This is a genomic window from Acinetobacter sp. CY73, assembly GCF_059515865.1.
Map to the genome: position 1 here is coordinate 21,976 of NZ_JCAKMZ010000009.1, position 12,735 is coordinate 34,710.

General features: G+C 41.7%; 12 protein-coding genes. 1 reads left to right on the top strand and 11 read right to left on the bottom strand.

The features are described 5' to 3' along the window. Positions 1-253: 253 nt before the first annotated feature. A complete protein-coding gene (locus AC5YD2_RS06300) occupies positions 254-2,455 on the bottom strand; it encodes an OsmC domain/YcaO domain-containing protein (RefSeq protein WP_496125510.1) in 2,202 nt (733 codons plus the stop codon). Between the two features lie 406 nt (positions 2,456-2,861). Here AC5YD2_RS06300 and AC5YD2_RS06305 point away from each other — a divergent pair, with 406 nt between their 5' ends. Then, entirely contained in the window at positions 2,862-3,074 is a 213-nt protein-coding gene (locus tag AC5YD2_RS06305; protein WP_496125563.1) for a hypothetical protein, read from the top strand. Positions 3,075-3,150: 76 nt separating this feature from the next. Here AC5YD2_RS06305 and pcaD read toward each other — a convergent pair whose 3' ends face one another. The 10 genes from pcaD to catA form a co-directional block, all read right to left on the bottom strand. Then, entirely contained in the window at positions 3,151-3,927 is a 777-nt protein-coding gene (gene pcaD, locus AC5YD2_RS06310; RefSeq protein WP_496125511.1) for a 3-oxoadipate enol-lactonase, read from the bottom strand. A gap of 48 nt (positions 3,928-3,975) precedes the next feature. Continuing rightward, the gene (pcaF, locus tag AC5YD2_RS06315) at positions 3,976-5,181 is read right to left on the bottom strand and encodes a 3-oxoadipyl-CoA thiolase (RefSeq protein ID WP_496125512.1); all 1,206 of its coding nucleotides are present in this window, start codon (positions 5,179-5,181) and stop codon (positions 3,976-3,978) included. 5 nt (positions 5,182-5,186) lie between these two features. Next, positions 5,187-5,846 carry a 3-oxoacid CoA-transferase subunit B gene (locus tag AC5YD2_RS06320; protein ID WP_496125513.1) on the bottom strand — a complete coding sequence of 220 codons (660 nt, stop codon included), beginning with the start codon at positions 5,844-5,846 and terminating at the stop codon, positions 5,187-5,189. Positions 5,847-5,865: 19 nt separating this feature from the next. Then, complete coding sequence (locus AC5YD2_RS06325; RefSeq protein WP_496125514.1) at positions 5,866-6,537, bottom strand: 3-oxoacid CoA-transferase subunit A; 672 nt, start codon at positions 6,535-6,537, stop codon at positions 5,866-5,868. 18 nt (positions 6,538-6,555) lie between these two features. Continuing rightward, positions 6,556-7,776: a benzoate/H(+) symporter BenE gene (gene benE, locus AC5YD2_RS06330; RefSeq protein WP_496125515.1), complete on the bottom strand. Its 1,221-nt coding sequence runs from the start codon at positions 7,774-7,776 to the stop codon at positions 6,556-6,558. A gap of 54 nt (positions 7,777-7,830) precedes the next feature. After that, positions 7,831-8,610 (bottom strand): 1,6-dihydroxycyclohexa-2,4-diene-1-carboxylate dehydrogenase, encoded by a 780-nt coding sequence (locus AC5YD2_RS06335; protein WP_496125516.1) that lies wholly within the window; start codon positions 8,608-8,610, stop codon positions 7,831-7,833. A gap of 24 nt (positions 8,611-8,634) precedes the next feature. Then, entirely contained in the window at positions 8,635-9,651 is a 1,017-nt protein-coding gene (benC, locus tag AC5YD2_RS06340) for a benzoate 1,2-dioxygenase electron transfer component BenC (protein WP_496125517.1), read from the bottom strand. A gap of 86 nt (positions 9,652-9,737) precedes the next feature. Further along, positions 9,738-10,247, bottom strand: coding sequence for a benzoate 1,2-dioxygenase small subunit (benB, locus tag AC5YD2_RS06345; RefSeq protein ID WP_496125518.1), 510 nt, complete (start codon positions 10,245-10,247; stop codon positions 9,738-9,740). After that, positions 10,244-11,641, bottom strand: coding sequence for a benzoate 1,2-dioxygenase large subunit (benA, locus tag AC5YD2_RS06350; protein ID WP_496125519.1), 1,398 nt, complete (start codon positions 11,639-11,641; stop codon positions 10,244-10,246). Before benA ends, benB begins: the two co-directional genes overlap by 4 nt. 76 nt (positions 11,642-11,717) lie before the next feature. Next, complete coding sequence (catA, locus tag AC5YD2_RS06355; RefSeq protein ID WP_496125520.1) at positions 11,718-12,638, bottom strand: catechol 1,2-dioxygenase; 921 nt, start codon at positions 12,636-12,638, stop codon at positions 11,718-11,720. Positions 12,639-12,735 lie beyond the last annotated feature (97 nt).

Here is a 12,735-nt window from a genome sequence, read left to right on the forward strand (position 1 = left end):
AAAGCAATTTTGAATAAGGGTATTGTGTTGATTACACTGATCGTACTACTTTTGATTGTTAGAATGTATCTTTTGAGTAGCTAAAGACCCAATTGATTCTATGTTTGATTGATACCGTTAAAATTTATACAGAAAATAATATTGATTCAGATGATTTTCAATATGCATTTAACTTAGTCGTTTAAATGACTATTAAGTAAGAATAAAAAAGGAGCAATTATCTGAAATTGCTCCTTTTTTGTTGTATAGCAATTTACTGCGTAGCGACAAACTTAGCGCGAGCAGCATGCAATTTTTTATAGCTTTCGATCAGTCGAAGATGACGGTCTAGGCCTTCTAGCTTCATACTCGTTTGAGCCAAACCATAGAATTTCACATCGCCATGGATAGAGCCAAGTACAGCATTCATACGTTCTTCACCAAACATACGGCGGAAGTTATATTCGTAATCAGACAGCTCCATCTCGTCATCGAGTTCGACTTCGAGTACCACATTCATGCACTGATAGAACAGACCACGTTCAACCGTATTGGTGTTGTATTGTAGGAATGCTTCAACGAGATCTTTGGCTTCTTCAAATTCTTTTAACGCAAGGTTAATCAGAAGCTTAAGCTCAAGAATGGTCAATTGACCCCATTCAGTATTGTCATCAAACTCAATACCGATCAGGGTTTTGATTTCAGTATAGTCATCAGAATCACATTCTTCTAAACGCTCAAGCAGTGCTTCTAAAGCATCATCTTCTAAACGGTGAATATGCAGAATATCTTCACGGAAGCCGAGTGATTTATTGGTATTGTCCCACACGAGGTCTTCAACCAAATACACTTCAGAATAGCCAGGTACTAAAATACGGCATGCTGTTGCACCTAGATGCTTATAGACCGCCATATAGACTTCTTTGTCCATGTCTTTAAGAATGCCAAATAATTTTTCAGCTTCTTCGGCATTTGAATTTTCACCTTGCGCTGTAAAATCCCATTCTACAAATTCATGGTCTGATTTTGAGCTAAAAAAACGCCAAGACACTACACCACTTGAGTCAATGAAATGTTCAACGAAGTTGTTTGGTTCAGTGACAGCATTGGTGCTAAAGGTTGGCTTTGGTAAATCATTTAAGCCTTCAAAACTACGACCTTGCAATAATTCAGTGAGGCTACGTTCTAATGCGACTTCAAAATTAGGATGTGCACCAAAAGAAGCAAAAACACCGCCTGTACGTGGATTCATCAGCGTCACACACATCACAGGGAATTGACCACCTAATGATGCATCTTTGACCAAAACAGGGAAACCTTGTTCCTCTAAACCTTGTATACCAGCAACAATTTTTGGATATTTTGCTAAAACTTCGCTTGGAACATCTGGAAGTGTAATTTCACCTTCCAAAATTTCTTTTTTCACGGCACGTTCAAAGATTTCTGACAGACATTGAACTTGAGCTTCTGCCAAGGTATTGCCAGCGCTCATGCCATTTGAAAGGTATAGGTTTTCAATCAAATTAGAAGGGAAGTAGACCATTTCACCGTCAGATTGACGCACAAAGGGAAGTGAACAGATACCACGCTCAGTATTCCCAGAGTTAGTGTCATACAAATGTGTTCCTAGAAGCTCATCTTCAGGATCGTAAATGGCTAACGTATATTCATCTAAGATTTCTTTGGGTAATTCGCCGTCAGGACCGGGTTGGAACCATTTTTCATCTGGATAATGAACGAACGCAGCATTGGCAATCTCTTCACCCCAAAACTGATCGTTATAGAAGAAGTTACAGTTTAAACGCTCAATGAACTCACCTAATGCCGATGCTAAAGCACTTTCTTTGGTCGAACCTTTACCATTGGTAAAGCACATTGGAGATTGCGCATCACGGATATGCAATGACCACACATTGGGTACGATATTACGCCATGATGCGATTTCGATTTTCATACCTAGACCTGCCAAAATCGCAGACATATTGGCAATGGTTTCTTCAAGCGGTAAATCTTTACCCGCAATAATCGTTTTACTTTCTGAAGCGAGCGTTGGAATGAGCAATGCTTGCGCATCAGCATCGATACTTTCCACTTCTTCAATGATAAATTCTGGACCAGTCTGAATCACTTTTTTTACGGTGCATCGGTCGATGGATCTCAAGATTCCCTGACGGTCTTTTTCAGAAATATCTGCTGGTAATTCAACCTGAATTTTAAAAATCTGTTTATAGCGATTTTCAGGATCGACTATATTATTTTGCGAAAGACGAATATTCTCTGTAGGAATATCGCGTGCAGCACAATACACTTTTACAAAGTAAGCAGCACAGAGTGCGGAAGATGCAAGAAAATAATCAAAAGGACCTGGCGCAGAGCCATCGCCTTTATAGCGGATCGGTTGGTCAGCGATTACTGAAAAGTCATCGAACTTGGCTTCTTGTCGAAGATTGTCAAGATAATTGACTTTGATTTCCATGAAGGCACCTAAAAGTTGTTATCGCTCAAATTGATCGTTAACACTAAAAATATAAAAAACTAAGCCGAATCGTAAATCAGAAAGGGACTTAAAACTGGGTGAGAGTCTTGCCTAATACGAGGAACTCTGCAGATATGCGGAGATATTATAAAGAGATTTCGACGTATTGATAACTTTAGAATGTATTTCTCTTCAATTAGTAGTTTAGTAGTGCTCATTTACAAAGTCTGAACTGAAATTTTCTATCTTAAAAGACTTAATAATAGTGAGGAGACTTAATAATAGCCTTATAAGCTAAAATAAGTATCTGAACATCGTTTAATTTTTCGCTTAAAAACCTGAAGTGTTTTGGCGACTCATGGTTGTTAAATTTATTTTATTGTCGATTGCTAAGAGTATTCATCGTATGAATAGAGTCAATATAAAGAAACTCAAAATTCAACTGAGCAATGAAAAATGGAGTAAAGAACAAGATATTTTTTTAATTGAAAATAATCATTTAGACATCGAACAGTTAATAGAAAAATTGTCTTTTGATGCAGATGATATTATGGAACGACGTAAAATTCTTGGCTTACTGACTCGGACTCGACAATTGAGAAAGTTTTCGAACAAATAAAAAATTCCGAATTTATAAAAAATTGGAAATATCTCAAATTTAGAATAGAAAATGCCCTCAACAGGGCATTTCTCAATTATTGAATAAAATCCAAAATCACATTATTAAACGCTTGAGGCTGTTCAATATTCGAAATATGCGATGCATCAATCTCAAATAAAGCACTGTTACGAATCTGATTCACCATGAATTGTCCATCTTTGACCGTTGTTACAGGATCTTGCTGACCTACAATGACTAAAACTGGAATTGAAATGGTTTGAATGGCTTTTCTCAAATCTGCTTGAGCTAAAGCCTCACAGCAACTGGCATAACCTTCTGGGCAGCCAGCTCCTAAGTCGTTTGAAAGTTCTTCAATCACTGCTGGGTTGCTTTGGATAAAGGGATCTGTAAACCAACGACCTGCCGCCGTTGATGCAATTTGTGCTAAACCTTGTTCACGAACCAACTTAGCACGATCATTCCATGCTTGCTCTTGACCAATTTTAGCAGCCGTATTGCTTACAATGACATGGCTGAAACGTTCAGGATAGTGGATGGCTAACCATTGACCCGTCAGTCCTCCCATTGAAATACCGCAGAATGCTGACTTTTGAATATTTAAATGATCGAGTAAATTCACTACATCTTGACCCAATTGCTCAAGCGTGTAGGGCCCCTGTGGGGCAGAGGACTGACCATGTCCACGGGTGTCATAACAGACCACATAAAAATCATTCTTCAAAACATCAATCTGGGCTTGCCACATACTGAATTGAGTGCCTAAAGAATTTGAAAATACGATTGCAGGCTTAGATACATCACCAATGGTTTGATAATTGATTTGAGCATCATTTGAAGTAAAAGTTGGCATAGAATCCCTCCCGACCTCCCTTTGATAAAGGGAGGGGGTTTTTAATAGTTACACACGTTCGATAATTAAAGCGATACCTTGACCGACACCAATACACATCGAGCAAAGTGCATATTTGCCACCGGTTGCCTCAAGTTGATTGAGTGCTGTCGTCACCAGACGAGCACCTGATGCACCAAGTGGATGACCTAATGCAATTGCACCACCATTTGGATTCACGCGTGCTTCGTCATCTGCTAGGCCTAAGTCACGTGTACATGCTAGGGCTTGTGCAGCAAAGGCTTCATTCAGCTCAATCACATCCATTTGATCTAAAGTTAAACCTGTTTGAGCCAACAACTTCTTAATCGCAGGCGCAGGGCCAAAGCCCATAATACGAGGTTCAACACCCACCACTGTCGCACCGATCACTTTGGCGCGAGGCTTTAAACCATACTGCTGTACCGCATCATCCGAAGCGATGAGCAATGCTGCTGCGCCATCATTAATTCCTGATGCATTCCCCGCAGTGACCGTACCATCTGCTTTCACCACAGGTTTAAGTTTGTTTAAACCTTCTAAAGTGGTTGAGGCACGTGGATGTTCATCGGTATCGATGACCACAGCATCACCCTTACGCTGTGGGATGACTACAGGAGTGATTTCATGGGCAAAGAAACCCTTGGTTTGTGCCGCTGCGGTACGTTGTTGACTGTTGAATGCAAACTGATCTTGATCCGTACGGCTAATGTTGAACTGCTCTGCTACGTTCTCAGCCGTTTGCGGCATGGTTTCAACACCATACAATTCTTTTAATTTAGGGTTGATAAAACGCCAGCCCATGGTGGTGTCTTCAAGTTTTTGAGCACGACCATAGGCTGTGTCTGATTTCCCCATCACAAAAGGGGCACGAGACATGCTCTCTACACCACCAGCAATGATTAAATCTGCTTCACCTGCTTTAATCGCACGTGCTGCCATCGAGATTGCATCTAGAGATGAACCACATAAACGGTTCACTGTCGTTGCGGGCACTTGGTAAGGCATACCCGCCAGTAGCGCAGACATACGACCGACATTTCGGTTATCTTCACCCGCTTGATTGGCACAGCCATAAATAATATCGTCAACTTTTTTCCAATTCACCGTTGGGTTGCGCTCCATCAAGGCTTTAAGCGGAACAGCACCTAAGTCATCTGCGCGTACAGGTGCAAGATCACCTGCATAACGACCAAAAGGCGTACGGATCGCATCAATAATATATGCATTTTTCATGTTTATTATCCTTCCACGCCTGTCGCATCAATCAGTTTGGCACCAGTCATCGACTGTAATTCTTCAAATGATAAACCTTCGACTTTCTCAATCACTTTCATCCCTTCAGGGGTCACATCAATCATGCATAAATCAGTGTAAATACGATCGACACACTTCAAGCCTGTTGCAGGGTAGGTCAATTCAGAGACGATCTTTGGTTCACCTTTTTTAGTGACATGATCTGTGGTAATAAATACTTTCTTAGCACCTACCGCTAAATCCATCGCACCACCCACCGCAGGGATGGCATCAGGTGCACCGGTATGCCAGTTCGCCAAGTCACCATTTTCTGCCACTTGGAAAGCCCCAAGCACCGCGATATCTAAGTGACCACCACGCATCATGGCGAATGAATCACCGTGGTGAAAGAATGCTCCACCTTCCAGCATAGTCACAAACTCTTTTCCTGCATTGATCAGTTCAGGATCACGATCTTCCTCAGCAGGCGGTGGACCAAAAGCCAATAGACCATTTTCAGAATGTAAAAATACGTCTTTATCAGATGGCAAGTAGCTTGAAATCTTAGTCGGTAATCCAATGCCTAGGTTCACATACGCACCATCTGGGATATCTTGTGCCACGCGTTCTGCAATTTGGTCACGGGTCAATTTGGTATAGCTCATGATGATTCTCCGATTCCAATTATTGAGCAGGTTGAACCTGAACGACATGTTGTACAAAGATCCCTGGGGTAATGATGTGTTCTGGATCCAATGCACCGAGTTCAACCACTTCTGCCACTTGCGCAATGGTGATCTCCGCAGCCACGGCCATGATGGGACCAAAGTTACGTGCTGATTTACGGTAAACCAAGTTGCCCCAGCGATCGCCTTTCGCAGCTTTAATCAAGGCAAAATCAGCTTTGATTGGATTTTCTAAAACGTAATCTTTGCCTTCATAGTTTATGGTTGGTTTGCCCTCAGCAAGCAAAGTACCAAAACCTGTTGGGGTATAGATTGGACCTAAACCCATCCCCGCAGCTTGGATCCGACATGCAAGATTACCTTGAGGCACAAGCTCTAATTCGATTTTGCCTGCGCGATAGAGTTCATCAAACACGTATGAGTCAGATTGGCGTGGGAAAGAGCAGATGATTTTTCGGACTGCACCTGTTTTAAGCAGTTTAGCTAAGCCGTAATCTCCGTTCCCTGCATTATTATTGACGATGATTAAATCTTTAATGCCAAGTTCAATTAAACCATCAATGAGTTCAGCGGGTTGTCCTGCTGTACCGAAACCACCGATCATGACAGTTGAACCATCTTTGATCTGAGAGAGTGCCTCGGTCAGCGACGTTTTGCTTTTATCAATCATAGGAGATGTCCTAAAAAATTAACGGGATGTTGGTGTGGTAGATGGAACTGCCTGTATGGATTTATCGCGTTTTGTCAGCACCATATGGGCGATTAAGCCGATAATAATTCCCCAAAAAACCGAGCTCATGCCAAGCAAGCTCATGCCTGAAGCAGTGGCTAAAAATGTAATGAGGGCAGAGTCACGTTGTGCTTCATTTTGCATGGCAATGGTTAAGTTGCTTGAGATCGCGCCCAACAAAGCTAAGCCTGCTAAAGCGGCCACCAATTCTTTGGGAAAAAGACTAAACAGTAAGACGATAGAGCCGGCAAATAGCCCACCTAAAATATAAAAAATGCCGTTACAAATACCTGCTATATAACGTTTGTCATGCTGCTCATGCGCATCTTTACCTGTACATAAAGCTGCCGTGATTGAACCTAAAACCGTGGTAATCGCCCCAGTACAGGCAAACAATAAAGAGGTGATACTTGCAGTGGTAATAATCGGCTTTGCAGGTACGCTATAGCCTGAGACTTTGAGTAAGCTCATGCCCGGTAAAAATTGACCTGATAAACTCACCAAAATAAGCGGAATAGCAAGGTTAAGCGTCGAATTCCATGTCCATTCAGGTTGGATAAACTGTGGAATGCCTAAACTAAAATTTAAATCTACAGGTTGGAATTTACCCAGAGCTAAACTAAAAATCAGCCCAACGGCTAAGACCCACATCATGCTATAGCGAGGGTTAAATCGTTTAGAGATTAAAAAAACGATGAGCATGCTGAGCACAATAATCGGCATATTTTCTGATGCGCTAAACACACCAAAACCAAAAGTCACTAAAATCCCTGCCATCATGCCTGCGGCAACTGATTGCGGGATTAAAGCTAAAAGTTTGTCAAAATATCCTGTAATCCCAATAATAAATAACACAACGGCTGTGGTGATATAGGCTGCAACCGCTTCATTCAGCGAAACTTCTGGGAATAAAGTGACAAGAAGAGCAGTGCCCGGTGCTGACCATGCCATCACAATGGGCACTTTAAATTTTATGGATAAATAAATACTTGAAATTGCCGCTGCAATTGAAATTCCCCATACCCAAGAGATCATCATTTCCATAGAGACATTTGCTTGTTGTGCCGCTTGGAAAAAAATAATCAGTGGACCCGCATAGGAGATTAATACAGCTAAAAAACCTGCTACTGTGGCAGGAATAGACCAATCTTCTTTTAATTGTGTAATCAAATTGCTCATTGTGGTGCCTCCATGTCAACATCAATGATCGTACATTGAGTAATTACGATCAGGTTAACCCTGATCGCCACCACCTACGGCAAGCACACTGCCAGTAATGTAAGATGCATCATCCGATGCCAAGAACAAAATGGCATTGACTTGTTCTTGGATACTGCCGTAACGTTTCATATAACTGCGGTCAATGGTTTGATCGATCACTTCTTGCATCCATGCTTGATCTTGCTCAGATAATAGTGTGCTATTACGAGGGATCACGCGAGGCGGTGCATCTGTACCACCTGTTGCCACAGCATTCACTCGAATACCATCTTGCGCATGGGCAAATGCCATCGATTTCGTAAAGCTGTTAACACCGCCTTTAGCTGCTGAATAAGGCAAGCGGTTAATGCCAAGTGTGGCAATCGAAGAAACATTCACAATCACGCCCGCTTTTTGCTGTTGCATATGTGGCAATACTGCATGGCAACTCCATAGCGTTGGGAAAAGTGAACGATTAATCTCTTTCACGATTTCTTCTTCGGTAAATTCGGTAAATGGTTTCATCCAAATCGCACCACCGACATTATTGATGAGTACATCAATACGACCATATGTATCAAGTGCTTTTTGGATAACAGATTGCGCACCTGCATAGCTTTCAAGGTCAGCTAAAATGGTCACACCTGTACCACCTGCACTTAGAATTTCATCTAAAGTGGTGCTGACATATTCAGCACGGTCAGCCATGACTACTTTTGCACCTTCAGCCGCAGCTTGAATCGCAACACCGCGACCGATGCCTTGCGCGGCACCGGTAACGATCACAACTTTATTTTCAAATCTTTTGGACATGATATTCTCCGACGTATAAGCAGATTAATTGGCAGAGAATTTTTCAAATAAGAAGTTTGCAGGTTTGATCCCTTCAGCATCTAACCAACCACGTACCGCATCGACCATCGGTACAGGGCCACATAAATAAATATCGACATCGCCACTGTTTAACCATTCAGTTTCGATATGACCTGTCACATAACCTTTACGCTCATGATTTGATTCAGGGCTAGCAACCACTGTGCGATATTCAAACCAAGGTAATTTCTCTTGTAATTCATTGAGTTTTTCCAAGGCCACTAAATCAAAGTCATTGGTAACACCAAAAACTAAACGCACCGGATGATCTGAACCCTTTTCTTCAAGAACTTGAAGCATTGACATGAAAGGGGCGATGCCTGTACCACCTGCTAGCATGAGCACTGGACGCACAACATTACGTAAGTAGAAACTTCCGAATGGACCAGTAAACGACATTTTGTCGCCAGCTTTGGCATTGGCACTTAAAAATTCACTCATTTTTCCATTTGGGACATTACGCACTACAAAACCTGTAAGGCGATTACCCGGTTTAGAGCTAAATGAATATGAACGTGTGTCGGTAGTCCCCGGAATTCCCACATTGACATATTGCCCTGCAAGGAAATGAATATCAGGTTGGCCATCATCCAATTCAATATCAAAAGTAATGGTCGATTCAGATAAATTATCGACACGTTTTAATGCGCCTTGGAATTGATGAATTTCGGTTTTACATACATCAGAAGAGGCTTGAATTTGGAATACAGCATCAGAAGTTGGACGGCATTGGCACGCTAAAATATAACCTTGTGCTGCTTCTTCTGGTGTTAAGGCATCTTCAATATAAGTTTCTTCAGGCATGTCATATTTGCCAGATTCGCAAAATGCGCGACACGTTCCACATGCACCATCGCGACAGTCCAAAGGAATATTAATTTTTTGACGGTAAGCTGCATCAGATAATGATTCACCTTGAGCAACAGTAATAAAGCGAGTAACACCATCTTCAAATTGAAGTGCAACGTTGTGGCTTGACATGGCTAAATATCCTTTTCAATCTTTGTATCTTTAAACTTTTGGCCACAGATCCCTGTGACTATAAAGGGAGTTTTGCATTAAAAATATTAGAGGTGATAAATATCAATCACTTGATTAATATAGTCGTTTTTAAGGACAACGTATTTCGATAAAATTTGAGGTTGTTCACCTGAAAAATCGATTTCATAACGTGACATACCAAAGTAGCTATACGATGTCTTATAGCGGTAGCTGAGCGTGTTCCAGTTAAAACGAACTGTTACTTTGTCATTTTCACGTGCAATTACTTCAATATTATTGATATTGTGGCAAGTACGCGTATCAGGCATGGTTGCAGAAGAACGCTCTGTTTTAATACGGAATACACGGTCTTCTAAACCTTGGCGGTCTGGGTAATAAATCAATGAGATTTCAGACTGAGGGTCTTGCGTTAAGGTGTCATCATCATCCCAAGCGGGCATCCAAAATGATGCAGTTGGTGCATAACACGTTAACCATTCATCCCATTGTTCATCGTCGAGTAAGCGTGCTTCACGATATAAAAATTGTGAGATCTGTTCTATTGACACTTGCTCTAGTTGTACAGATGTGTTCATGCAGATTCTCCCATTGTTGATGCTTCAAGTGCTTGCAATTCTTTTTCTTTCTCAATTGCAGCTTTCATGAGTTCTAACCAATATTGGTGCTGTGCAAGATATAAACCTTCATCTTCCGTTTTGATGCCAGAGAGTTTTGGTTGTAAGCCGATTTCATTGGCTGCATCATCTGGGCCTTGAATCCAGTGTTTCGAACCACGGCACATGTCGTTCCATTCAAGTTCGATCCCTGCATAACCCGCTTGGCATGCACGGAATTCTTCTAAATCATCTGGCGTTGCCATACCTGAAGCATTAAAGAAATCTTCATATTGGCGGATACGGCGTGCACGTGCTTCTGGTTCTTCACCGACAGGTGCGATACAGTAAATGGTCACTTCTGTTTTATTGACAGATAAAGGACGTAATACACGGATTTGTGAACCGAACTGATCCATTAGGTACACGTTTGGATATAAGCATAGGTTACGAGAACGTTCGATCATCCATTTCGACATTGCAGAGCCGAATTTCTCAGTGTATTCTTCAGCTTTAGGGAAATTAGGACGATCTTCTGGATTTGCCCATTGTGTCCAAAGCAACATGTGGCCATTGTCAAAGCCGTAAGAACCGCCGCCTTGTTTACCCCAAGAGCCTGCGCTCATGGCACGGATGTTATCGCCCGCTTGTTTTTCTTTGCGTTGTTGTGTGGTTGCTGCGTAGTTCCAGTGCACTGCTGATACGTGGTAACCATCAGCACCATTTTCCGCGGTCAGTTTCCAGTTACCTTCGTAGGTATAGGTTGATGCACCACGTAAAACTTCTAAACCTTGCTCAGACTGACCCACAATCATATCGATGATTTTTTTGGTTTCGCCTAAATAATCTTCGAGTGATGGCACATCTGGATTTAAGCTACCAAATAAGAAGCCTTTATAGCTTTCAAATTTCGCGACTTTTTTCAGGTCATGTGAGCCATCTTTGTTAAAGCAATCTGAATAGCCTGCATCAGTTGGATCTTTAACTTTTAACAATTTACCTGAGTTATTAAATGTCCAACCGTGGAACGGGCAAGTATAAGTCGCTTTGTTGCCTTTTTTATTACGGCAAAGCTGTGCACCACGGTGAGAACACGCATTAATCATGGCATTGAGTTCACCATTACGGTTACGTGCGATGATGATCGGCTGACGACCAATGTGTGTTGTAAAGTAATCGTTATTATTTGGAATTTGGCTCTCGTGCGCCAAGTACACCCAGTTGCCTTCAAAAATATATTTCATCTCAAGATCAAATATAGCTTGGTCGGTAAATACTGAGCGATGAAGCTTAAATTCACCCGTTTCAAAGTTATCTACAAGTAGTTCATCAATACGATCGAGATGGCTAGTATTAATTACAGGAATACGTGGCATGTCCGTTCTCCGACTTTCCAAATTTAGGGGGAAGTCATCGGGATAAATCATTTATCCCGATTCCATTTAAAAGGTATTAAGCTGCTGCGCGGCGACGATCAACTTCTGTTGATGGCGCATTTTCTTCAGCTTTAATAAGTTCGATATTGAACGTGATGTGTTTGAATGGGCCATTTAAACCACGTTTTGCAATTTCAGCTTCGTCAGTAATGTCAATTGCTGTTGCTACTAAACCGTCACGTGTTGCGAATGCAAAATCATCCCAAAGGTATTGGTCACCTTCGATATTGAATTGCGTTGTCAGTTTGCGGTAGCCAGGTGCAGACACAAAGTAATGTACGTGTGATGGACGGTTACCATGACGGCCTAATTTGTCTAATACAAATTGTGTTGTGCCTTCTGGTGGGCAGCCGTAGCCAACAGGCATAGTCGTTTGTGCAACATAATGACCATCTGCATCGCTAAAAATTGTGCGGCGTAAGTTAAAGTCAGATTGTGATTTATCAAAGAAAGAGTAGTTGCCTAAACCATTGGCATGCCACATTTCAACTTTAGTACCTTCAATGATTTTCCCATCTGTATCAGTTACAGTACCTTCGATAATTAATGTATCTAAAGTATCTGATTCTGAACCATCATCCATACGTGCAAAGCCTACAGATTCAGGTGCACCTGCTACATAAAGTGGACCTTCGATGGTACGTGGTGTGCCACCTGTAATACCTGCTTGCGCATCTTTTTCGTCAGCACGTAAGTCAAGGAAATGCTCTAAGCCTAAACCAGCAGCCAAAAGACCTAATTCGTTGGCTTGACCTGCATCAGTAAAGTACTCTAAACCTTTCCATACTTCAGTTTGAGAAAGATCAAGTTCCTCAATCGCTACAAATAAATCTGTAACTAAACGAACCACAACCTCTTGAACGCGTGAATCGACAGGGCCATTTGCAGTGTCTACGTTCATTTTTTTAACTAAAGCTTCGATTTCTTGACGATTCATTTTGGTTCTCCTTAATGGCTAGCGTTCCGATTTGCTGGCCGATTTCCTTTTTTCAGATAAAGTTGTCCTCATGCACCCTGAAATCACGATACATCAA

Bases quoted from the DNA above. Each gene is read 5' to 3' on its own strand.
- benA (WP_496125519.1), bottom strand. From the start codon at position 11,641: ATGCCACGTATTCCTGTAATTAATACTAGCCATCTCGATCGTATTGAT.
- pcaF (WP_496125512.1), bottom strand. From the start codon at position 5,181: ATGAAAAATGCATATATTATTGATGCGATCCGTACGCCTTTTGGTCGT.
- AC5YD2_RS06335 (WP_496125516.1), bottom strand. From the start codon at position 8,610: ATGTCCAAAAGATTTGAAAATAAAGTTGTGATCGTTACCGGTGCCGCG.
- AC5YD2_RS06325 (WP_496125514.1), bottom strand. From the start codon at position 6,537: ATGATTGATAAAAGCAAAACGTCGCTGACCGAGGCACTCTCTCAGATC.
- benC (WP_496125517.1), bottom strand. From the start codon at position 9,651: ATGTCAAGCCACAACGTTGCACTTCAATTTGAAGATGGTGTTACTCGC.
- benB (WP_496125518.1), bottom strand. From the start codon at position 10,247: ATGAACACATCTGTACAACTAGAGCAAGTGTCAATAGAACAGATCTCA.
- pcaD (WP_496125511.1), bottom strand. From the start codon at position 3,927: ATGCCAACTTTTACTTCAAATGATGCTCAAATCAATTATCAAACCATT.
- AC5YD2_RS06320 (WP_496125513.1), bottom strand. From the start codon at position 5,846: ATGAGCTATACCAAATTGACCCGTGACCAAATTGCAGAACGCGTGGCA.
- catA (WP_496125520.1), bottom strand. From the start codon at position 12,638: ATGAATCGTCAAGAAATCGAAGCTTTAGTTAAAAAAATGAACGTAGAC.
- AC5YD2_RS06305 (WP_496125563.1), top strand. From the start codon at position 2,862: ATGAATAGAGTCAATATAAAGAAACTCAAAATTCAACTGAGCAATGAA.
- benE (WP_496125515.1), bottom strand. From the start codon at position 7,776: ATGAGCAATTTGATTACACAATTAAAAGAAGATTGGTCTATTCCTGCC.
- AC5YD2_RS06300 (WP_496125510.1), bottom strand. From the start codon at position 2,455: ATGGAAATCAAAGTCAATTATCTTGACAATCTTCGACAAGAAGCCAAG.